The 21,575-nt window shown below is 62.5% G+C and carries 15 protein-coding genes; 3 read left to right on the forward strand and 12 right to left on the reverse strand.

Annotation, left to right across the window (positions count from 1 at the left end; genetic code table 11):
* Positions 1 to 2: 2 nt before the first annotated feature.
* From cmoB to GIB19_RS11880, 7 genes are all read right to left on the reverse strand, one after another.
* Complete coding sequence (gene cmoB / locus GIB19_RS11850) at positions 3 to 959, reverse strand: tRNA 5-methoxyuridine(34)/uridine 5-oxyacetic acid(34) synthase CmoB (RefSeq protein WP_099430285.1); 957 nt, start codon at positions 957 to 959, stop codon at positions 3 to 5.
* The gene (gene cmoA / locus GIB19_RS11855; RefSeq protein ID WP_274886102.1) at positions 956 to 1,699 is read right to left on the reverse strand and encodes a carboxy-S-adenosyl-L-methionine synthase CmoA; all 744 of its coding nucleotides are present in this window, start codon (positions 1,697 to 1,699) and stop codon (positions 956 to 958) included. The genes cmoB and cmoA overlap by 4 nt, the downstream gene beginning before the upstream one ends.
* A gap of 132 nt (positions 1,700 to 1,831) precedes the next feature.
* Positions 1,832 to 2,224 (reverse strand): protease inhibitor I42 family protein, encoded by a 393-nt coding sequence (locus GIB19_RS11860; RefSeq protein WP_099430283.1) that lies wholly within the window; start codon positions 2,222 to 2,224, stop codon positions 1,832 to 1,834.
* Between the two features lie 108 nt (positions 2,225 to 2,332).
* Positions 2,333 to 4,753 carry an endopeptidase La gene (gene lon, locus GIB19_RS11865; protein ID WP_027594161.1) on the reverse strand — a complete coding sequence of 807 codons (2,421 nt, stop codon included), beginning with the start codon at positions 4,751 to 4,753 and terminating at the stop codon, positions 2,333 to 2,335.
* 147 nt (positions 4,754 to 4,900) lie between these two features.
* The gene (locus tag GIB19_RS11870) at positions 4,901 to 7,312 is read right to left on the reverse strand and encodes a glucose/quinate/shikimate family membrane-bound PQQ-dependent dehydrogenase (protein WP_099430282.1); all 2,412 of its coding nucleotides are present in this window, start codon (positions 7,310 to 7,312) and stop codon (positions 4,901 to 4,903) included.
* A 31-nt stretch (positions 7,313 to 7,343) separates the two neighbouring features.
* Positions 7,344 to 8,678, reverse strand: a complete 1,335-nt coding sequence (locus GIB19_RS11875) for a carbohydrate porin (protein WP_027594163.1) — start codon at positions 8,676 to 8,678, stop codon at positions 7,344 to 7,346.
* Between the two features lie 320 nt (positions 8,679 to 8,998).
* The gene (locus GIB19_RS11880; RefSeq protein ID WP_274886105.1) at positions 8,999 to 11,056 is read right to left on the reverse strand and encodes a TonB-dependent receptor; all 2,058 of its coding nucleotides are present in this window, start codon (positions 11,054 to 11,056) and stop codon (positions 8,999 to 9,001) included.
* Positions 11,057 to 11,220: 164 nt separating this feature from the next.
* Between GIB19_RS11880 and GIB19_RS11885 the strand changes: the two genes are divergently transcribed.
* Together GIB19_RS11885 and GIB19_RS11890 are read left to right on the forward strand one after the other, a co-directional pair.
* A complete protein-coding gene (locus tag GIB19_RS11885; protein ID WP_027594165.1) occupies positions 11,221 to 11,442 on the forward strand; it encodes a VF530 family protein in 222 nt (73 codons plus the stop codon).
* Between the two features lies 1 nt (position 11,443).
* A complete protein-coding gene (locus GIB19_RS11890; RefSeq protein WP_085273570.1) occupies positions 11,444 to 12,085 on the forward strand; it encodes a Pr6Pr family membrane protein in 642 nt (213 codons plus the stop codon).
* Between the two features lie 171 nt (positions 12,086 to 12,256).
* Here the strand turns inward: GIB19_RS11890 and GIB19_RS11895 are convergent, their stop codons facing one another.
* From GIB19_RS11895 to GIB19_RS11905, 3 genes are all read right to left on the reverse strand, one after another.
* Positions 12,257 to 13,018, reverse strand: a complete 762-nt coding sequence (locus GIB19_RS11895; RefSeq protein ID WP_274886111.1) for a siderophore-interacting protein — start codon at positions 13,016 to 13,018, stop codon at positions 12,257 to 12,259.
* Positions 13,011 to 13,556 (reverse strand): PadR family transcriptional regulator, encoded by a 546-nt coding sequence (locus GIB19_RS11900; RefSeq protein ID WP_027594168.1) that lies wholly within the window; start codon positions 13,554 to 13,556, stop codon positions 13,011 to 13,013. Before GIB19_RS11900 ends, GIB19_RS11895 begins: the two co-directional genes overlap by 8 nt.
* A gap of 87 nt (positions 13,557 to 13,643) precedes the next feature.
* A complete protein-coding gene (locus GIB19_RS11905) occupies positions 13,644 to 16,781 on the reverse strand; it encodes a transglycosylase domain-containing protein (protein ID WP_085273568.1) in 3,138 nt (1,045 codons plus the stop codon).
* Positions 16,782 to 17,199: 418 nt separating this feature from the next.
* Between GIB19_RS11905 and GIB19_RS11910 the strand changes: the two genes are divergently transcribed.
* Positions 17,200 to 18,618 (forward strand): amino acid permease, encoded by a 1,419-nt coding sequence (locus GIB19_RS11910; protein WP_027594170.1) that lies wholly within the window; start codon positions 17,200 to 17,202, stop codon positions 18,616 to 18,618.
* 38 nt (positions 18,619 to 18,656) lie between these two features.
* Here the strand turns inward: GIB19_RS11910 and GIB19_RS11915 are convergent, their stop codons facing one another.
* Together GIB19_RS11915 and GIB19_RS11920 are read right to left on the reverse strand one after the other, a co-directional pair.
* On the reverse strand, positions 18,657 to 20,276 hold the full coding sequence (locus tag GIB19_RS11915; RefSeq protein WP_027594171.1) for an FMN-binding glutamate synthase family protein: 1,620 nt from the start codon (positions 20,274 to 20,276) through the stop codon (positions 18,657 to 18,659).
* A 312-nt stretch (positions 20,277 to 20,588) separates the two neighbouring features.
* A complete protein-coding gene (locus GIB19_RS11920; RefSeq protein WP_099430278.1) occupies positions 20,589 to 21,539 on the reverse strand; it encodes an RHS repeat-associated core domain-containing protein in 951 nt (316 codons plus the stop codon).
* Positions 21,540 to 21,575: the final 36 nt, after the last annotated feature.

Raw genomic sequence — 21,575 nt, forward strand, 5'->3', positions numbered from 1 at the left:
CGCTACTTGCGCGCCACGATCGTTGCGCGCCGCGGCGCGGGCAGGCCTTCGACGGTCAGGCTTTGGTCATTGGGGTCGAGGAAGTCGCTCAGTGACTGGTAGCGCATCCAGTCGGTGCTGCGCTGTTCTTCGATGCTGGTGACGCTGACATCGACGCAGCGTACATCGCTGAAGCCGGCACGGCGCAACCAGCGCTCCAGAGCGGGTACCGAGGGCAGGTACCAGACGTTGCGCATTTGTGCGTAGCGGTCTTCTGGGACCAGCACCTGTTGCTCGTCGCCTTCGACCACCAACGTCTCCAGCACCAGCTCGCCGCCTTTGACCAGGCAATCCTTGAGCGCCAGCAGGTGCTCTATGGGGGAGCGGCGGTGGTAGAACACGCCCATGGAGAACACCGTGTCGAAGCCTTCAAGGTTGGCCGGCAAATCTTCCAGGGCGAACGGCAAGTGCCAGGCTGGCAGCTCGGGCAAGTACTGCTGCACGGCCTGGAACTGGCAGAAGAACAGCCAGTTGGGGTCGACCCCGATCACCATATCGGCACCGGCACCGAGCATGCGCCATTGGTAATAACCGTTGCCGCAGCCGACATCGAGCACGCGCTTGCCCTTGAGGTCCAGGTGCGGGCTGACCCGCGACCACTTCCAGTCCGAGCGCCATTCGGTGTCCACGTGCACGCCGAACAGGTCGAACGGCCCTTTGCGCCAGGGCGACAAGCCCATCAGCGCCTCACGCATTTGCGCGCGGGTGGCGTCGTCGCAGTCGCAATCCAGGCGCAACCCGTTGACCAGGTCGATTTCGCTGGGTTGCAGGGCGGGAAGGGCATCCAGCGCGCCGCGCCAGCGATCGAGGTCGCCGTGGCCTTTTTCCAGCTTGGCTTCCAGTTGCGCTTGCAGGCCTTGCGACCAGGAAGCCAGGGGGGTGCCCGCCAGGCGGCGGACCAGAGGAGACAGATCGATCATGGCAGGGCTATCAGCGAGGCGAAGTTGAGGCATTGGAACCACGGCACGACCTTGGAGAAACCCGTAGCGCGCAGGCGCGCCTTGTGCGCATCCAGGGTGTCGGGCTTCATCACGTTCTCGATGGCACTGCGCTTCTGGGCAATTTCCAGTTCGCTATAGCCGTTGGCCCGTTTGAAGTCCAGGTGCAGTTCATTCAGCAGGTTCTGCTCGTCATCGTCGGCGAAACGCAGTTTTTCCGAGAGGATCAGCGCGCCGCCCGGCAGCAGGGCCTGGCGGATACGGCCGAGCAACTCAAGGCGTTGGTCGGGTGCGATGAATTGCAGGGTGAAGTTCATCGCCACTACCGAGGCCGGCTCGAAGGGCAGGGCGAGGATATCGGCTTCCAGCACGTTGACCGGCAGCAGCTCCTGGAACATCGAGTCCTGCGCGGTGAGGTACTGGCGGCAGCGCTCGACCATCGCAGCGGAGTTGTCCACGGCGATGACGCGGCAACCGTCGATGCGTACATGACGGCGCAACGACTGGGTGACAGCGCCCAGTGAGGCACCCAGGTCGTACAGCGTGCTGTTCGGCTGGGCGAAGCGTGCGGCCAGCACGCCGAGGTTTTCGACGATGGTCGGGTAGCCTGGCACCGAACGCTTGATCATGTCCGGGAACACGCGCACCACGTCTTCGTTGAAGGCGAAGTCGGGTACCTGCTCCAGAGGTTGGGCGAAGAGGCGGTCGGGTTGTTTGCTCACGGCGGGCTCGATACGGGGTGAAACGGAGACGCATTTTAGCCAAAGGCGGAGCATCTTGCCATGGCAGGGCTTCGGGGCCCGTGCACGTACCAGTAGGCAGTCAAGGTTGCCAGCGACAGGCGTTAAGCGCGGTCAGCGGACGATGACCTTGCACTCGAAGCTCTGCACCGGTGCGACTTCAGCCTCCCAGGGGCGTTGATACACCAGCACCAGTTGGGCTTCTCCGGCACTGCTGGCAAGGTAGCGCCAGGTGGAGGAGCCGGCACTGCCGACCACGTCGGTGTCATCGGGGGCACTGTAGACCTCGGGGCCGAGGCTTTGCAGGATGCTCGCGGCAGGGTTCTGAATGCGCCAGCGGTAGCCGGTTGAGGGGTTTCCTGGAAGGGTCAGGGTGAGTGCCTGGCCCACCTTCAAACGCTGGGGGCATTCGCTTTCGGCGTCCAGTTCGACGGTTTGCAGGGGGTGCTGGGCGCAGGCTGCAAGCAGGGTAAGGCTCAGAGGAACGAGCAGACGAGGGGCGGTCATGTTGGCTCCGTAGGCTGGCGATGACCTGAGGATAACCGAAGCACGTGCAAATTTGTGCCACCGGTACAGGCCTGTTCACGGCGAATGCCGCAAACAGGCCAGGACTGATCAGAACAGCACTTTCGCCACGTCGGCAAAGCGCTTGGCAAAATGCACCGTCAGCCCTTCACGCAGGTAGTCTGGCAATTCTTCGAAGTCGCCGCGGTTGGCCTCGGGCAGGATCAGCTCGAAGATCTTCTGCCGCTTGGCGGCAATCACCTTCTCACGCACCCCGCCAATGGGCAGCACCTGGCCGGTCAGGGTCAGTTCACCGGTCATGGCCACGCCCTTTTTCGGCGCCTGGTCCCGCGCCAGCGACAGCAGCGCGCTGGCCATGGTCACCCCCGCGCTTGGGCCATCCTTGGGCGTAGCACCCTCGGGCACGTGCAGGTGGATGAACGCCTCGTTGAAGTAGCCTGGGTCACCGCCAAACTGTTTGAGGTTGGAGCTGACGTAGCTATAAGCGATCTCGGCGGACTCTTTCATCACATCCCCCAGTTTGCCGGTCAGCTTGAAGCCGCGGCTGAGGGTATGAATGCGGGTGGCCTCGATCGGCAGCGTGGCGCCGCCCATGCTGGTCCAGGCCAAACCCGTTATCACGCCTTTGCCGGCCAGCACCTGCTCGCTGCGGAATACCGGCATGCCGAGCGCGGCCTCCAGGTCTTTGCTGCCAATCTTGAGCTTGGCATCCGGGTCCTCCAGCAACTTGACCACGGCTTTGCGCACCAGTTTGCCCAGTTGCTTCTCCAGCTGCCGCACCCCTGCCTCACGGGCATAGCCCTCGATCACGGTGCGCAGCGCGCTGTCAGTGATGCTCAGGCTGGTCTTGGCCACGCCGGCCTTGTCCAGCTGCTTGGGCCACAGGTGGCGCTTGGCGATGGCCAGCTTTTCTTCGGTGATGTAGCCGGAGAGGCGGATCACTTCCATGCGGTCAAGCAACGGCCCGGGGATCGAGTCGAGCGTGTTGGCGGTGCAGACGAACAGCACCTTGGACAGGTCCAGGCGCAGGTCCAGGTAGTGGTCGAGGAAGTCGACGTTCTGCTCGGGGTCGAGGGTTTCCAGCAGCGCGGAAGCCGGGTCACCCTGGTAGCTCTGGCCCATCTTGTCGATTTCGTCGAGCATGATCACCGGGTTCATCACTTCGACGTCTTTCAGCGCCTGAACCAGCTTGCCCGGTTGGGCGCCGATGTAGGTGCGGCGGTGGCCCTTGATTTCGGCTTCGTCGCGCATGCCGCCGACGCTGAAGCGGTAGAACGGCCTGCCGAGCGATTCGGCAATGGACTTGCCAATGCTGGTCTTGCCCACACCCGGTGGGCCCACCAGCAGCACGATCGAGCCGCTGATCTCGCCTTTCCAGGCGCCCACGGCGAGGAATTCGAGGATGCGTTCCTTGATGTCATCAAGGCCGGCGTGGTGCTGGTCGAGCACTTTGCGCGCGTGCTTGAGGTCGAGCTTGTCTTTGCCGTAAACGCCCCACGGCAGGGCGGTGGCCCAGTCAAGGTAGTTGCGGGTCACGGCGTATTCTGGCGAGCCGGTCTCGAGGATCGCCAGCTTGCCCATTTCTTCGTCGATGCGCTTCTGCGCCTGGGCGGGCAAGGTCTTGCCCTCAAGGCGCTGCTCGAACTGTTCGAGGTCGGCGCTGCGGTCGTCCTTGGTCAGGCCCAGCTCCTGCTGGATGACCTTGAGCTGCTCCTTGAGGAAGAACTCGCGCTGGTGCTCGCCGATCTGGCGGTTGACCTCGGCCGAGATCTCGTTCTGCAGGCGCGCCACCTCGACCTCTTTGCGCAGCATCGGCAGGACCTTTTCCATGCGTTTGAGCATGGGCACGCAGTCGAGCACTTCCTGCAACTGGCTGCCGGTGGCCGACGTAAGGGCTGCGGCAAAATCGGTCAGCGGTGACGGGTCGTTGGGGCTGAAGCGGTTGAGGTAGTTTTTCAGCTCTTCGCTGTACAGCGGGTTGAGCGGCAGCAGCTCTTTGATCGCATTGATCAGCGCCATGCCGTAGGCCTTGACCTCGTCGGTAGGCTCGGTGGGTTGGCGCGGGTATTCCACCTCGACCAGGTAGGGCGGGCGATGGTGCTTGAGCCAGGTCCGGATGCGCACCCGGGTCAGGCCCTGGGCCACGAACTGCAGCTTGCCGTTCTCACGGCTGGCGTGGTGCACCTTGACCAGGGTGCCGTACTCCGGCAGGGCGGAGGTGTCGAAATGGCGGTGGTCTTCGGGCGGGGTGTCCATGAAGAACAGCGCCAGGCAGTGGTCGGGTGACTTGGCGACCAGGTCGAGGGTTTCTGCCCAGGGCTCTTCGTTGACAATCACGGGCAACACTTGTGCCGGGAAGAACGGGCGGTTGTGAATCGGGATCACATAGACCTTGTCCGGCAGTTGCTGGCCGGGCAGGGCGAGGGCGTGGCCGGGTGTGGCCTGGGTATCGGCGTGCTCGACTTCGCTGTGTTCGTCGGGGTGTTCGGGGAAATCCTGCTGGTTGCTCATGGGGCACCTGCGTGAATGACTATGGTGCTTAGATGGGGCGCGGGGGGATGGGTTTCAAGCTTTGCGTTAGAAGGTGCAAGCTGCAAAAAAAAACGGGGCCCTGCAGGCCCCGCTTTCTCTTGTGGCTTGTAGCTTGCCGCTAGAAGCTTAGTCGGCGAGTTTGTAAGCGATGATGTAATCACCCATCTTGGTGCCCAGCGAGCCGTGGCCGCCAGCGGTCACCAGCACGTACTGCTTGCCGTCCTTGCCGCTGTAGGTCATCGGCGTGGCCTGGCCACCGGCCGGCAGGCGGGCTTTCCACAGCTCTTTACCGTTGTTGGTGTCGTAGGCACGCAGGTACTGGTCCAGGGTGCCGCTGAGGAAGCCGACGCCGCCTGCGGTAACGATCGAACCGCCCATGCTCGGCACGCCTACCGGCAGGCCGATTGGCACAGGTGTGCTGTCGCGGGTGGTGCCGTTCTTGTGCTTCCACACGACCTTGTTGGTGAACAGGTCGATGGCCGCCACATAGCCCCAGGCAGGCGCCTGGCACGGTACGCCCAGCGGCGACATGAACGGGTGCATGGTCACCGCGTACGGTGCGCCGGTGTTGGGCTGCACGCCGCTGGTCTCGCTTTCGCGCTTGCTGCCGGCGGCCACTTGCTCGCGCGGCACCATCTTCGACACGAAGGCCATGTAGTTGGGCGAGGTGAACAGCAACTGGCGTACCGGGTCGACCGACACGCTGCCCCAGTTGAACACGCCAACGTTACCTGGGTAGATGAGCGAACCCTGCTCGGACGGCGGGGTGTACTGGCCTTCGTAACGCAGTTCGCGGAACTGGATGCGGCACAGCATCTGGTCGAACGGTGTGGCGCCCCACATGGCCTGTTCGGTCAGCTCAGGGCCGAGCAGGTTGAGGTCGGAGCGGGCCTGGGTCGGCGAGGTGTGGTCGCCTTTCACGGCGCCTTGCGGGGTCGGGATTTCACGGATCGGCACGATTGGCGTGCCGTCGCGGCGGTCCAGCACATACAGGCTGCCCTGCTTGGTCGGCACGATGATCGCCGGCTTCACGCCATCGGCGGTCTTCAGGTGGACCAGGGTTGGCTGGCTGCCGACGTCCATGTCCCACAGGTCGTGGTGGGTGAACTGGTAGTTCCAGCGGGCCTTGCCGGTGGTCAGGTCGAGGGCGACAACACCTGCGCTGTACTTTTCCGCGCCGGGGGTGCGGTCGGCGCCCCATTGGTCTGGGGTCTGGTTGCCCAGCGGCAGGTAGATCATGCCGAGGTCTTCATCGACGCTGGCGATCGACCACATGTTTGCAGAGTTGCGGCTGTAGGTCTTGCCGGGTGCCAGAGGCTTGGTGTCGTCCGGGTTGTTGCTGTCCCAGTTCCACACCAGGTGGCCGTCGTGCACGTCGTAGGCGCGGATGACGCCAGAGGGCTCGTTGGTCGACTCGTTGTCGGTGACATGGCCGCCGATGATCACCAGATCACGGGTGATCGCCGCCGGCGAAGTGGAGTAGTAGCCGCCGGCGGTGAATGGGCCGATGCCGGTGGTCAGGTCGATCACGCCCTGGTTGGCGAAGCCTTCGCAGACCTTGCCGTTGTCGGCGTTGATGGCGATCAGGCGGGCGTCGGCGGTGGGCAGGTACAGGCGGCGCGGGCAGGCCTGGGCGACAGTCTTGCCGGCATCGGTGATTTTCGGTGCTGGGCTGCCATCACGGCTGACGTAGTTGTTCTCGTCATAGTAAGAGACGCCGCGGCAGGTCATGTGGGCGAAGCCCTTGAAGGTACCGACCGGGCTCTTGACCTGTGGGTCGTAGCGCCAGATTTCGGCGCCGGTGTCCGGGTCCAGGGCCAGCAGCTTGCTGTGCGCGGTGCAGGCGTAGAGCATGCCGTTGACCTTCAACGGGGTGTTCTGGTTAGTCAGCTCCACCGGGTCGTTGTCGGTCGGCAGGTCGCCGGTACGGATGCGCCAGGCTTCTTCCAGGCGGTAGGCGTTCTGCGGGGTGATCTGGCGCAGCGGCGAATAGCGGTCACCATGCTCGGTGCGGCCGTAGGCCTGCCATTCGCCGTCGGGCATGGCTGGCGCGGCGCTGGCCATCTCGCTGCTCTCGCGGCCCAGTTCGCCGAACACTTCACCCGGGTGGGTGAACTGGCTGCCCAGGGCGCAGGCACCGGAGGCGACCACGGCGACGCTGAGCAGCGCGGTGTTGGCCTTGGCGGCCGGGCCGATCAGTGGGCGACGTGCCCAAGGCAGCAGCAGGACCACGCCAATGGCGAACCAGATGGCCAGGCGCGGCACCAGTTGCCACCAGTCCAGGCCCACTTCCAACAATGCCCAGGCGGTGCTGCCGAGCAGCACCAGGCCGTACAGCCCGAGGGCGATGCGGCGCTGGGCCAGCAGCAGGATACCGGACAGGGCAAAGCCGATGCCGGCGATCAGGTAATACAGCGACCCCCCCAACTGGCTCAGCTTGATGCCGCCAGCCAGCAGGGCCAGGCCCATCAGCAACAGCAGCACGCCCAGAAGGCGCGGTAGCCAGCGGGTTCCATTCTTGGCACCGTCAGTGCTCATCGTAGGTTCTCCGTTATGTCAAAAAGTTGATTCAGAAAGTGCTTTGGATCTTCAGGCCGCCGATCAGCGCATCGTCAACCTGCGACACCCCGCCCGGGTGGCGGATGTACTGCAGGTTGGGGCGCACTGTGAGCCAGTCGGCCAAGTGAATGCCGTAGTACAGCTCGGCGCTGTACTCCGTGTCCTGCACGGGCAGGAAGCCAGGGTTGTCGTAGTCGTCGAGGCCGGCGGCCTGGTTGGCCAGGCGGGCGTTCTTGCGGTAGGCCGGGTTGACGTGCACGCGGGCGAGGGCGAAGCCGATGTCGTCCTTGGCGCGGGCATCGAAGGGCCCTTTGTATACCAGTCCTGCTTGAACATAGTTGTCGATGGCATTGGTCTTCTTGTCGTGCAAGGTGGCGTTGGCGAACAGGCTCAGGCCACGCGACTGGTCGGACGCCAGCGAGGTGACCTGCTGCTGGGCGCCGAGCCACATGCCGTGCTTGCTCGAACGGCTGCGGTAGGCGGCGCCACTGAGCGCAGCCGGCTGGCCGTTGCTGTCGTCGAGCACATCGTGTGCCTTGGCATTACTGTAGTAGTAGCCGGCGCGATATTCCCCTTTCAGGCCATTGACCTGTGGGCTCCACACCAGTTCGACCGGCAGGATGGCGCCCTGGGTGCCGCTGCCACTGAGCTTGAAACCGTTGCCCGATTCCAGGTTGGAAGGGTTTTGCTCGTACACGCCGACTTGGGCATAGAGTGCGTCGGTGAGGTTGTAGCGCACGCGCAGGGCCCATTGGCTGACGGGCCAGTTGTACCAGATGCTGCCAACCCAGTTGCCTACCTGCGAGCCGCAGAAGGCCAGGTTCTGGAAGTCGCAGGGGAAGCTGTTGAAGTCTTCGCCTTCGCCGAAACGGCCGAATTTGACGTCCAGTGCGCCGTCAAAGTACTTCTGTTTGACCCACAGTTGCGTGAGCCGCCAGGTTTCACCGCGGCCCCAGACTTCCTGGGCAGAGGTGAAGCCGCCGACACGCGGGTCGTTGATGCGGTCGTTGCTGATGTTGTCGCCGTGGCGCTCGGTGAGGGTCAGCTGGAATTCGGTGTCGTTCCAGCCAAGGATCTTTTCCAGGTCCAGGTGGCTACCGAAGGTGAACTGGTCGCTGTAGCGCGCGGTACGGTCGTGGTCGAAGCCGCCGTGCAGGTTGCTGCCCATCTCGCCGGTATAGCCGAGGGTGAAGTCGTAACCTTTTGCCAGTAATTCACTGCGGGTGCCGCCCCAATCGCCCAGCATCCACGGGGAATCGCTGGCGAACATTTCGCTGGCGCTGGCAGGGGTTGCACAGGCGGTGAGGGCAAGGCCGATGAAACAGGTTTTGGGCAGCTGGAACATGAGATAGCGCTATCTTTTGATTATTGAACAAACGACAAGGGCATCGAAGGGCGGGCCCTTCAATGGAGATGACAACAAGGTGGAGTCGATGAAGCGATTCAGCTTGCGGCGGGGAGGATATAGGGGAAGTTGTAAGAAAAAAAGACAAATTGTCGCAGTTGATTGTTGTCGATCCGGTAACAGTGCCGTTTGTAGGAGCAGCCTTGTGCTGCGAAGAGGCCGGAGATAACCCAGCAAATCTTCAGTGCTTTTACCGGCCTCTTCGCAGCACAAGGCTGCTCCTACACGCGAATGGGGGCGCAGGGCGCCCCGATGGCAGCTCAAAACGTCGTACGCAGCCCCACTTCCACACTGCGCCCTGGCGCTGGCGCAATATCCCGCAGAATCGAACTGGCATAGCGCACCGTCTGATCCGTCAGGTTTTCACCCCGCACGAAGGCCAGCCACTCGCTTTGCCCGATGTCGAAGCGATAGCCCACACTCGCGCCCAGCGTGGTGTAGCCATCGGTGCTGGTTTCGTTGGCCGGTGTGCGATGTTGCGACGCGGCATGCTGCACATCGACCCGCGCCTGCCAGCGGTCCAGCGCCCAGACCAGGCCGCTGTTCAACCGCAGCGGTGCGATTCGTGGCAATGGCTCGCCACTGTCGAGGTTCTTGGCCCGGGTGTAGTCGCCGGACAGCTCCAGCGCGAAGCTGCCATAGCGGTTCTCGACCAGTTGCCAGCGGTCTTGCGCCTCGATGCCATAGAAGCGCGCCCGCACGCCCTGATACTGGTATTCCGGGAAACCGTCATGGTCGTGATCATGATCATGATCGTGGTCATGCTCATCCTCGCCATGGTCGTGGTCATGGCCCTCACGCAGGTTGCCTGTACCGATCAGGCCAATGTAGTTGCGAAAGTGGCTGTAGAAGACCCCGACGCTGCCTTTGTGGGTGCCGTTGTCGAAGCGCAGGGCCAAGTCGCCGGAAATGGCCTTTTCCTTGTTCAGGCTGGCATCGCCCACCTCGTAAGCCCCGGTGGCCACATGCGCACCGTTGGCATACAGCTCATAGAAGGTTGGGGCGCGCTCGGTGTAGCCAAGGTTGGCGGCCAGTGCCCAGACCGGGTCGAGCTGGTACACCGCCCCGGAAGACAGGCTGAAGGCATTGAAACTGCTGGCGCTGTCGGCCGCTGCAAAGGTCTCGTTGCCCTTGGCATCCGGGTCGACGCGGGTGTGCTCCAAACGCGCGCCCAGGCTCAGGTTCAGGCGCTCGGTGGCCTGCCATTGCTCAAGCGTGAACAGCGCCAGGCTGTCGGTATCGGTATGCGGGACGAACGCTTCCTCCCCCAGTGCCGAGAACTCGTTACGGCTGACCTGGGCACCGATCACCCCTTCAACCGGCCCGAGTGGCTGATGACGCGCCTCGATGCGTGCCTCGTAGCCCTTGTTCTTGAAGGTGGTGTGCACCTCGCCTTCTTCGATTTCGCTGTGCTCGTAGTCGGTATAGCCGGCATCGACCTTGACCGAGCTGAACGGGCCTTCGAGGTCACGCAGTTCAGAGGCGAATGCGTAGTGGTCTTGCTGCATGTCCAGGCGTACGCCGGGTTCGGCCACCGAGCCGTAGTTGCTGTCGTAGCGGCTGTAGGACAGGCCGGCATAGCCATGGTCCCACTGGTAAGACCCGCCGACGGCGCCCCCATCCTGACGCCCGTCGCTGTTCTCCAGGCGGTGTTTGCTGCCCGGCTCGTCGGCGTCACGCACCTTCGAGCTGCGCGCGTAGCCGGGGATGCGCAGGTCGTTGAACTGGCGGCTGTTGGCGTCCAGGTGCAGGGCGAAAGCGCCGTTGCCGGCTTCCAGTTTACCGGCGCTGCTGCGGGTGGTGTCGGCGCCGCCGTAACGCAGTTCGCCCGCCCCGTGGATGCCTTCGATCGGCGCATCGGGGATGCGGTTATCGAAGGTATTGACCACACCGCCAATGGCATTGCCGCCGTAGAGCAGGGCAGCGGGCCCGCGGACGATTTCGACCCGCTCCACGGTCACCGGGTCGAGCGGTACGGCGTGATCGTAGGACAGCGACGAGGCATCCAGTGCACCGACGCCGTTGCGCAGGATGCGGATGCGGTCGCCGTCCAGGCCGCGGATTACCGGGCGGCTGGCGCCAGGGCCGAACCAGGTAGAGGCGACGCCGGGCTGTTTGTTCAGGGTTTCACCGAGGCTGCCGTGTTGCTGTTGCAGCAGGTGGTCACCTTCGAGGACCGTGCTCGGGGCGGCCAGTTGGCGATTGCCCAGCGGGTTGGCGGTGATGACCTGGGGTTCGAGTTCAACGGCCTGGCTGGGTGATGAGGCCAGCCACAGCGCGACGGCGAGGGGGGAGAGGCGGAGCGGGATGTACAGCATGGGGATGGGGCGTTCCTTGGCAGAGGCTTTTGTATTGTTACTGTATAACATTGCTATTTCAGCATAAGGCTTTCGCCTCTGGCCAGCGGTTTTTCAAGCGACCTGAGTCCCCTGGCCACTACACTCGTGTAAGGTGCGCACCTTTCCCACGCTGGAGCACTGGCATGAGCACGGCCCAACACAACGCGCTGCACGGCAAGACCCTGGAGCAGATCCTCACCGAACTGGTGGCTCACTACGAATGGCAGGGCCTTGCCGAGCGCGTCGATGTGCGTTGCTTCAAGAGCAACCCGACCATCAAGTCGAGCCTGACTTTCTTGCGCAAGACGCCTTGGGCGCGGGAGAAGGTCGAGCAGCTGTACGTGAAGCTGCAGCGCAAGGCCTGAGGTGCGGCGCCATCCGTGGCTGAGCCTGGCCGCCGTGCTCGGTTGGTTCGGCCTAGCGGTGCAGGTGTATCTGGTGCTGTTGGCGCGCTGGCAGGAGCAGGCCAGCCTGATTGGCGGCCTGGTCAACGTGTTTGGTTATTTCACCGTGCTGACCAACACCCTGGTAGCAACGGTTTTGAGCTATGCCGCGTTTGGCCGGGAGGGCAGCGCCAGGCGCTTCTTTCTGTTGCCGTCGGTCAGCTCCGCCGTGGCGGCCAGCATCGTGCTGGTGGCGTTGGCCTACAGCGTGCTGCTGCGCCACTTGTGGCAACCCGAGGGCTGGCAATGGCTGGCAGACGAGTTGCTGCATGATGTGATGCCGGCGTTGTTCGTTCTGTACTGGTGGTTCGCGGTGCCCAAGGGCCATTTGCGGCTGTGGCACCTGGCGGGCTGGGCGCTGTACCCGGCGGGGTACTTTGCCTATGCGCTGTGGCGGGGCAGTGAGATTGGCGTGTATGCCTACCCCTTCATCGATGTGGCGAGCCTCGGGTATGGGCGGGTGATGCTCAATGCCCTCGGGGTGTTGGCGGGGTTCTGGGGTATCGGGCTGGTGTTGCTGGGGTTGGACCGCTGGCGCGGCCGGCAGTTGGCGGTCAGCGTGTAGGAGCAGCCTTGTGCTGCGAAGAGGCCAGTGGCATCACTGAAGAACTGGGTGATGCTACTGGCCTCTTCGCAGCACAAGGCTGCTCCTACACAAAGCTGAGCTGTGCCCCAGATGTTGGGCACCCGTCCATTATCTGGGGCGAAGCTCAAGCGCGTTACGCGAGAGCGGCGCTTACTCGTCGTCCGCAGTACCGTCCGCCCGCCAGTAGGCTGCTGCTTTCAAGGCATCGTCAGGCACGCCTTTTTCCAGCAGCAACGCCTTGGCCTGGCGGGTCAGGGCTTTCTCCAGCGCCACCCAACCGTACAGCCTGCCTTCTGGCAAGGTCAGGTTCTTCAGCAGGGCGAGCAGGTCTTCTTCCTGGCGCCGGACCCAGATCACATCCACCTGTGCCTTGCTTGGCAGCGGCTGGCGTTCCTGCTCGTCTTCGATCTGGATTACCGCCAGCACGTGCCGGCCCGCGGGCAGTTCTTCAAGGCGGCGGCCGATAGCGGGGATCGCTGTCTCGTCACCGATCAGCAGGTAGCTGTCGAAGATATCCGGTACCACCAACGAGGCCCGTGGGCCGGCGATGTTCAGGTGTTGGCCTGGCGCCGCCTGGGCGGCCCAGGTGGAGGCAGGGCCATCACCGTGCAGGACGAAGTCGATGTCCAGTTCGTTGGCCACCAGGTCGATGCGCCGTGGTGTGTATTCGCGCATGGTGGGCCGTGCGCCGCCGTCGCGGCCCAGGTTACGGGTGTCGATGGCTTGCTGTTGCGCCGGCGTTTCGGCAAATAGCAGCTTCACATGATCGTCGGTACCGACGCTGGTAAAGCCCGCCAGTTCCGCACCGCCCAGGGTGATACGGCGCATGCGTGGGGTCAGGTCGGTGACGCGCAGCACGTCAAGGCGGCGCTGGCGGATTTCGTGGTTGACGCGGTGAATGGTGTCACTCATGGGTGTTCTCCGTAACGGCATCGTCCGGCCCGGAGGCAATGGCCTTGGCCGTGTTGTTGAGCAGGTCGCGGACCCGTTCGATTTCTTCCGGTGTCCAGCGCCCGCTGTGCATGTGCAGCGCATGGCGCAGGTTGCCGACCGCTTCGTGGATCTCGGGTGGGCGGTCGTGCCCGCGCAGGGCGCGTTTGCTGACTTCGATGCGCATGCGCACGCCGTCGAGGGCGACCGCCTGCTCGGCCAGGGCGGTGCGGCCGGCATCGGTGATGGCGTACAGGCGTTTGCTGCCCTGGACCTGGCCGCTGATCAGCTCGGCCTCTTCAAGGAAGTTGAGGGTCGGGTAGATGACGCCGGGGCTTGGGCTGTAGCTGCCGTCGAACAGGTTCTCGATCTGGCGGATCAAGTCATAACCGTGGCCAGGTTGCTCAGCCAGCAAGGCCAGCATCAGCAGCTTGAGGTCGCCGGGGGCGAAGACGCGAGGGCCGCGTTCGCCGCGGCCGGGGCGGCGCTCGAAAGGATCGTGGGGTGCAGGGTCGCGCATCAACATGGGCTCCGTCTTGTGCGATATATCTTAAGATATTACTCAAGATATATCTAAAGACAAGCCCTGAATGCCAATGATTATCATCTAAATGTTAGATGAGTCGCTCCCGTGCATCGCAACCTGCGGCGCTTTGCATTCATTCGGGTTGCCCGGCTGCAGGTACGGCATGAGGATCGGCGCCATTCCCTTTAGCACTTGCACGGGCAATGCCGAGGTGAATTTGAACGCTTCGGCCGAGCGCCCCGGCACGAATGCGGTCAATGTGCCGAAGTGGTTATCGCCCAGGAAGAACACGAAGGTGGCGGTGCGGTTCAGCGAACGCGAGCCGATCAAGCGGCCCCCGGCACCGAAGCTTTCGATGCGGTTGTCGCCGGTACCGGTCTTGCCGCCCATCACCAGCGGTGTACCGTCTTGCAGCTTGAAGCTGCCGGAAATACGCCGCGCCGTCCCCGCGTCGACCACTTGCGACATGGCGCCTTTGAGGGCCCGCGCAACCTCCACTGGGAGGATCCGCTGGCCGCGGTCGGGGTCACTCACCAACTTGGTCTCGTAGGGGGTGTTAGCGGCGAAGTGCAGGGTGTCGATGCGCAAGGTCGGCAGGCGCACGCCGTCGTTCTGGATGATGCCGACCAGTTCGGAAAGGGCGGCCGGGCGGTCACCCGAGCTGCCGATGGCGGTGGCCAGCGACGGCACCAGGTGGTCGAACGGATAGCCCACGCGCTTCCAGCGCTGGTGGATGTCGAGGAACGCTTCGATCTCGACCATGGTGCGGATACGGCTGTCGCGTGCACCCTGATGGCGGCTCTTGAACAGCCAGCCATACACCTCCTGGCGTTCGAAGCGGCTGGCATTGACCATTTCGGTCAGCGTCGAGCTTGGGTGCTTGAGCAGGTAACCGAGCAGCCACAGGTCCAGCGGGTGGACCTTGGCGATGTAGCCCTGGTCGGGCAAGTCGTACTTGCCCGGGCCGTAGGCGTCGTACATTTCCGACAGGCGACCGTCGGTGAGTTTGCCCAGGGCAATCTTGTCGTCCTTGCTGTGCGCGCGTACGAAGGCGTTGAAGGTTTCCTGGCCGGCTTCGGGGAACAGGTAGCGGTGCACCGCCGCCAGGCGCTGCGGGGTCACGCGCATGCTGTCGAGGAAGGTGTCCAGGCGTTGTTGCGAGGTTTTGCGCTGGTACTTCTTCCAGAAGCGCATCAGGTAGTTGGTACCCTCCTTGTCGGCGAAACGGGCCAGGTATTCCTGGCGGCGGGGGTCGGCGTCGTCCTTGAGCAGCGGTACCCGATTGAACGGCTGTTGATAGGTGACGTAGCGCACCAGGTCGCGCATCAGGCGGATGAACGGCAGGTTGATCGATTCGCGCAGGGCGATCTTCAGCGTTGGGTTGCGGCTGTTGTCTTCCTTGCGGAAGTTGTTGAACACGTGCATGCCACCCCCGGTGAAGAAGGCTTCGCCGGTGTTGGCCGAATACTTGCGTTCCAGGGCGGCGTCGAGCATGGCATCGAGGTTCTGGTCCTTGCTGTTCTGCATCAGCCATTCCAGTGACCACTGGGTGATGCGGTCCAGTTCGGCCACCTCGACCTTCTTCAGTTCGGCAGCGGGCTTGCCGGCATACTTGTCGTGCAGCTCGGCGATGATTTCCAGGTAGGTGGTGAGCACCCGCAGCTTGGCCGTCGAGCCCAGTTCCAGCTTGCTGCCTTCGTTGATGTCGAACGGCTGGTCGGTGCTGTCGGTCTGCACCCGCACCCTGGATCCATCGGCGGTGCGCTCGAACAGCGTGAAGCTGTAGCGCACCTGGTCGGTGGTCTTGGTGGTCAGCAGGCGCTCGCCGATCAGCCCGATCTGCGCCGCGAATTCAGGGTCCGAAAGGTTCTTCAGGTACTGGCTGACCTGCATTTGCAGGTCAGCCTGCAGGGTGCTGGTGGCCGACAGGTCGAGGCGGTCGAGGTCGTACAGCGGGCGGTTGAGCATGGCTGCCAAGCGGTTGCGGGCCAGGCTGATGCCCTTGTTGGTGATGATCGGCACGATGGTCGGTTGTGCCACCCAGTCGCGATATACCGCCTTGCTGGCCAGCGCCGCATCGGCCAGCGGCTGGTCGATGACTTTGTTGGCGGCGAGCACGCGGACATGGGAATCGGTGAGCTCGGCCAGTTCGACCCGGCCTTTGGACAGGTAATGCGAGGGGCGACGCTGGGCGATCATCAGCGACAGCACCTGGCGCAGCGCAAGGCCACGCGCCGCGAGGCTTTCGGGGTCGCTGGCGGTCGACAGCAGGGCCTGGTTGACCTGGTCGAAATCGGCGCCGTACCACACCCGCAGGCCTTCAGCCATGCCATGCACTTCACCGTGGCCGGGCACCGCCGAGAGCGGCACGCTGTTGAGGTAGTCGCGCACGATGCGCTGCCGGGCCTCGGTGGTGTCCGGGCCGCCCTGGTAGGCACGCACGCTGGCGGACACCATCTGGCGGATCTTCTCAGCGCCGGACACGGTCAGGCCATCCGGCGAGTGGCGGTACTTTTCCAGCTGCGTCGCCAGGGTACTGCCACCGGCCGACTGGCCGGGCAAGGCAAAGTACTTGGCCACCTGGCTGTAGGCGGCCTTGGCGAAGCGCGGCCAGTCGACAGCCGGGTTGTTGCGCGGGTCGGAGGTGTCGAGCAGGTCGCGGTTTTCGATGAACAACAGGCTGTTGACCATCACCGGCGGGATCGCTGCGAAATCCGGGTACAGGTGTTGCGGGTAGTTGTACTGGTACAGCGTGTCGCCACGGCAGTCGGTAATCGACAGGCCAGCCTGAATTTTCTCGATATAGGGGGCGAACAGGCCGTGATCGACGTAGTCCATCAACGCGGGCGAGAACTGCACCTGTTCACTGATCAGGTAGTCACGTTTGAGCAGCCGCGGCAGGAATTCGCCCAGTGCGCTGTAGCCCAGGCGTTTGTCGAACGGGCCTTCACCGGGGTAGACGATGGCATCGCTGGGGCCTGGCTGCAGCGAGTAGGTCAGGGTGGTGGCGAGCTTGCTGAACTCCCGCGATTGCAGGTTGGAGGTGCGGAATTCGTCATAGGCGGCAAAGCCCAGGGCGATGAGGGCCACCAGCAGGATCAGAATGATCAGCCGCCACCAGAGCCGACGCTGACGTGGGGACTTTGCAGGTGGCGTCTCGGCCGGAGGGGTTGCGGGTGCTTCCGTTCTGGTTGGTTCCGATTGCCACAGTGCGCCCATAGTCTTCAATCCGGCCAGGTATTTTCGTCTTGCTTGTCTGAAGCTTAGACGTTGACCGGGTTGGGTGAAAAATTTGTAGGAAGGCGAGAAAAGTGGCGTAGGGATATGCGGCTTTGGTGTGGGTTTCGGGACCAGGTGATGTTGGTAAGGTGTCGCCCTGAATCTGCGGCGTGTTACAGCCTCAGAACCCTATCATTTGTGGAATAGACCCGAGATTTCTCGCCAAATTTACCCGTTTATACAGTGAAAATCCCTACAGGTAGCTTCCTATACTGCTCGCCCCTTCGACCTGCCGGACGCTCTACTCCGGCACACGGGCCGGCCCACAAGGCCAGCCCGGCCAATCAACGCCCCGCCTATCGGCGCGGCAGTTGCGGCACGAAGGTCAAATCCAATAACAAAATGAGGTTGTATTGCTATGCCAGTCGGCAACCACCCTGCCCATGCCGAGACCGCACAAGGCGGCCCTCTCAAGCGTGAACTGGGCGAACGGCACATCCGTCTTATGGCGCTGGGCGCCTGTATCGGTGTCGGTCTCTTCCTCGGTTCGGCCAAAGCCATCGAAATGGCCGGCCCTGCCATCATGCTTTCCTACATCATCGGTGGCCTGGCCATCCTGGTCATCATGCGCGCCCTCGGTGAGATGGCCGTGCACAACCCCGTTGCCGGCTCGTTCAGCCGCTACGCCCAGGACTACCTTGGCCCATTGGCCGGTTTTCTCACCGGCTGGAACTATTGGTTCCTGTGGCTGGTGACTTGCGTGGCGGAAATCACCGCAGTGGCCATCTACATGGGCATCTGGTTCCCCGACGTACCCCGCTGGATCTGGGCCTTGGCGGCGCTGGGCAGCATGGGCGCGGTCAACCTGGTTGCGGTCAAGGCGTTCGGTGAGTTCGAGTTCTGGTTCGCCCTGATCAAGATCGTCACCATCATCGCCATGGTCCTGGGGGGCATCGGCATCATTGCCTTTGGCCTGGGCAACGACGGCGTGGCGGTGGGTATTTCCAACCTGTGGAGCAATGGCGGCTTCATGCCCAATGGCGTGACCGGTGTGCTGATGTCGCTGCAGATGGTGATGTTTGCCTACCTGGGCGTGGAAATGATCGGCCTGACCGCCGGCGAAGCGCGCAACCCGCAAAAAACCATCCCGCAGGCCATCGGTTCGGTGTTCTGGCGCATCCTGCTGTTCTACGTGGGGGCGCTGTTCGTGATCCTGTCGATCTACCCGTGGAACGAGATCGGCAGCCAGGGCAGCCCGTTCGTGATGACCTTCGAGCGCCTCGGCATCAAGACTGCGGCCGGCATCATCAACTTCGTGGTCATCACGGCGGCGCTGTCGTCGTGCAACGGCGGCATCTTCAGCACTGGGCGCATGCTCTACAGCCTGGCGCAAAATGGCCAGGCCCCGGCGACCTTTGCCCGTACCTCGAAAAACGGTGTGCCGCGCAATGCGTTGCTGCTGTCGATTGGCGCACTGTTGCTGGGCGTGCTGGCCAACTACCTGGTGCCGGAGAAAGTCTTCGTCTGGGTGACCTCGATCGCCACCTTCGGCGCGATCTGGACCTGGGTGATGATCCTGCTGGCGCAGCTCAAATTCCGCGCCGGGCTGTCGACTGCCGAGCGCAAGGCGTTGAAATACCGCATGTGGCTGTGGCCGCTCAGCTCCTACCTGGCACTGGCTTTCCTGGTGCTGGTGGTGGGGCTGATGGCGTATTTCGAGGATACCCGCGTGGCGCTGTACATCGGGCCGGCGTTCCTGGTCTTGCTGACCGCCTTGTACTACACCTTCCGCCTGGCGCCGAAGGAGGCGCAAGGGGTAGCGAGCACCGCATCCTGATGTGAACTGGCTGGGGCCGCAGAGCGGCCCCAGCCATGTCAGGCTGCCACCTCACTGTTCGGCTCGAAGCTGTCCGCCCTGGCCAGCTGCCACATCCGCGAATAAAACTGCCCATTCACCTCGCCGGTCAGCAACTCGCCCGGCTTGAGGAATACGTGCATCTGCGAGAACAGCTTGATCTCCGTGGCCGATACGCGCCGTACCAGGTGCTTGGCCTCCAGTTGCGCGGGGTGGTCCAGGCCGGCCGCTGCCAGCATTTCGGCCAGGGCGCGCAGGGTGTTGTGGTGGAAGTTCAGCACCCGTTGGGCTTTGTCCGGCACCACCAGCGCACGCTGGCGCAACGGGTCTTGCGTGGCCACGCCAGTCGGGCACTTGTTGGTGTGGCAGCTTTGCGACTGGATGCAGCCAATGGCGAACATGAAGCCGCGCGCCGAGTTGGCCCAGTCGGCGCCGATGGCCAGCACGCTGGCGATATCGAACGCGCTGACAATCTTGCCGCTGGCGCCGAGCTTGATCTTGTCGCGCAGGTTCAGGCCCACCAGGGTGTTATGCACGAACAGCAGGCCTTCGCGCAGCGGTACGCCGATGTGGTCGGTGAACTCTACCGGCGCAGCACCGGTGCCGCCTTCCTTGCCGTCGACGACGATGAAGTCGGGCAGGATGCCGGTTTCCAGCATGGCCTTGGCGATGCCCATGAACTCCCACGGGTGGCCCAGGCAGAACTTGAAGCCCACCGGCTTGCCGTCCGACAGCTCACGCAGTTGGGCGATGAACTGCATCATTTCTATCGGGGTGGAGAAGGCGCTGTGGCGTGACGGCGAAATGCAGTCCTCGCCCATGAGCACGCCGCGGGTTTCGGCAATCTCCTGGGTCACTTTGTGCTTGGGCAGGATGCCGCCGTGGCCTGGCTTGGCGCCCTGGCTCATCTTGATCTCGATCATGCGTACCTGCGGGCTGCGTGCCTGGGCGGCGAAGCGCTCGGGGTCGAAGCGCCCGTCAGGCGTGCGGCAGCCAAAATAGCCGCTGCCCAGCTCCCAGACCAGGTCGCCACCGTGTTCCCGGTGGTAAGGGCTGATGCTGCCTTCGCCGGTATCGTGGTGGAAGTTGCCCAGCTTGGCGCCCTGGTTGAGGGCGCGGATGGCGTTGGCGCTGAGTGAGCCGAAGCTCATGGCGGAAATGTTGAAGATCGACGCCGAATACGGCTGCCGGCACTGCGGCCCGCCGACGATGACGCGGAAGCTCGCCGGGTCGGTCAGCGGTGCCGGGCGCATGGAGTGGCCGATGAATTCGAAGCCGGACTCATACACGTCGATCAGGGTACCGAAGGGTTTGTCCGAGGCTTCGTTCTTGGCCCGGGCATAGACCAGCGAGCGTTGCGCGCGGGAGAAGGGCAGGGCGTCGCTGTCGGCTTCGAGCAGGTACTGGCGGATCTCTGGGCGAATGCCCTCGACCAGGTAACGGATGTTGCCGAGGATCGGGTAATTGCGGCGTACGGCGTGGCGTTGCTGCAGCAAGTCGAACACACCGATCAGGCTGAGCACGGCAGTGGTCAGGGTGAACGGCCACAACCACTCATGGTGGGTGAACGGCAGGCTCGCCAGGGTGAACAATACACAGGCGGCGAAGAAGGCGTAGCGGCTGAGAAGTGACAGGCTCATACGGGGTCCTTGCGATGGCGCGGTCAGGCTCAGGGCCTGGGGCAAACCCCGACCATAGCCCGGTTGGGCGATGCTGAAAATGAAAATCGGGGTATCGAAAATCATTCGTAGCTGCCGGTTCGTCATCCATGTGGTCTCACCCAGCGAACTCCTTCAGGCCCTATTTACCCCTACTCCTGCCTAATGCATAGGCTCACCTACGCTGTGACACAACCTGAATGAGGGAAATGAGAATATTTGGAATACGCACAATTTTGAATGCCATTAAGCAGGGTGGTGTAGGAATGCGCTGCACATTCGGGAGTAAGGTGTTCACATTGAATAGTTAGTCCTGATATTTCGATTTTTTTGAATGGCTCTTAACTGTTCAAGGTTGTCGAGTGGTTTGCGTGGTCTCAGGTTCATATGGAAAAATTTTTTTAGTTCGGCATCAAAACGCCTGTGGTGTAGTGAGATGTTTTGGTAATTTTGATAAATTCGCAACTTGTCCGGATCGGTGGTGTGTACCGGTCTATTGTATGTTTCTGCAAAATTCCAAGTCTTTGCTGAAAGGGTTGGTATACTCGGAAGGGGGCCGTTATCGGTGATGCGCTGGTCAACTCTGTACAATGCCTCTCTTGTGGAATCATAGTTTTTGATGTGTCCATGATATTTTTCAAATGCAGGGGCGTCACTGCCAAGTATTCTGTCTATGTAGTCGTTTCTTTTGGTGATTGCAGTGTTGTAATTGCTAATCTCATCCATATAATCAATAGTTTTTATTATATTTATATGTCTTGGGTTCAAGATATTTTTTAAGAATTCGATAAAGTGGCCAGTTGGGTCAATATTGTTAATGGGGTCTCCGCCGCAATAGGCATAAGCATTCAATCCGCCGGCGAGAAAAGGGCTTAAGTTGTCAGCGGAATGAAAGCGCATAAGGATCGGGCTATACGTTCGATAGCCATTTCCCAACAGGTAGGTACCGCCAGTCGTCGGAGGTTCACTGTTAAATGCTAATAGTGAACGTGCTAGCCCATCAGCAGGCTGGTGTCCGTAGGGGGTGTAGACACCTGTGTGCGACCCGGCTCTGGTGTTGATGCCTAGAATTGAACCTTGGGTGTCGACAGCCCAAAGTACGTTACTGATTTCGCTTTTTTTAAGCTCTGCTAGTGCGTTGCGCTGATGGCGAAATATTGCGCTATGGTTGTCTCGTAGTTTCACCGTGCTTAGTCTATTATCCTGATAAAAGTATAAATGGGGCCCCGGAGGATTTGAGTTCATCGTCTGCCTCGTTTGTGATAAAAAGATGCCGAGCCT

Source organism: Pseudomonas sp. ITEM 17296, from assembly GCF_028895205.1.
GTDB classification, from domain to species: domain Bacteria; phylum Pseudomonadota; class Gammaproteobacteria; order Pseudomonadales; family Pseudomonadaceae; genus Aquipseudomonas; species Aquipseudomonas kermanshahensis.

Excerpts from the sequence above, each read along its gene's own strand:
- GIB19_RS11860 (WP_099430283.1), bottom strand. The coding sequence starts at position 2,224 with ATGACCGCCCCTCGTCTGCTCGTTCCTCTGAGCCTTACCCTGCTTGCA.
- GIB19_RS11875 (WP_027594163.1), bottom strand. The coding sequence starts at position 8,678 with ATGTTCCAGCTGCCCAAAACCTGTTTCATCGGCCTTGCCCTCACCGCC.
- GIB19_RS11920 (WP_099430278.1), bottom strand. The coding sequence starts at position 21,539 with ATGAACTCAAATCCTCCGGGGCCCCATTTATACTTTTATCAGGATAAT.
- lon (WP_027594161.1), bottom strand. The coding sequence starts at position 4,753 with ATGAGCAACCAGCAGGATTTCCCCGAACACCCCGACGAACACAGCGAA.
- cmoB (WP_099430285.1), bottom strand. The coding sequence starts at position 959 with ATGATCGATCTGTCTCCTCTGGTCCGCCGCCTGGCGGGCACCCCCCTG.
- GIB19_RS11895 (WP_274886111.1), bottom strand. The coding sequence starts at position 13,018 with ATGAGTGACACCATTCACCGCGTCAACCACGAAATCCGCCAGCGCCGC.
- GIB19_RS11905 (WP_085273568.1), bottom strand. The coding sequence starts at position 16,781 with ATGGGCGCACTGTGGCAATCGGAACCAACCAGAACGGAAGCACCCGCA.
- GIB19_RS11910 (WP_027594170.1), top strand. The coding sequence starts at position 17,200 with ATGCCAGTCGGCAACCACCCTGCCCATGCCGAGACCGCACAAGGCGGC.
- GIB19_RS11915 (WP_027594171.1), bottom strand. The coding sequence starts at position 20,276 with ATGAGCCTGTCACTTCTCAGCCGCTACGCCTTCTTCGCCGCCTGTGTA.
- GIB19_RS11900 (WP_027594168.1), bottom strand. The coding sequence starts at position 13,556 with ATGCGCGACCCTGCACCCCACGATCCTTTCGAGCGCCGCCCCGGCCGC.
- GIB19_RS11885 (WP_027594165.1), top strand. The coding sequence starts at position 11,221 with ATGAGCACGGCCCAACACAACGCGCTGCACGGCAAGACCCTGGAGCAG.
- GIB19_RS11880 (WP_274886105.1), bottom strand. The coding sequence starts at position 11,056 with ATGCTGTACATCCCGCTCCGCCTCTCCCCCCTCGCCGTCGCGCTGTGG.
- GIB19_RS11870 (WP_099430282.1), bottom strand. The coding sequence starts at position 7,312 with ATGAGCACTGACGGTGCCAAGAATGGAACCCGCTGGCTACCGCGCCTT.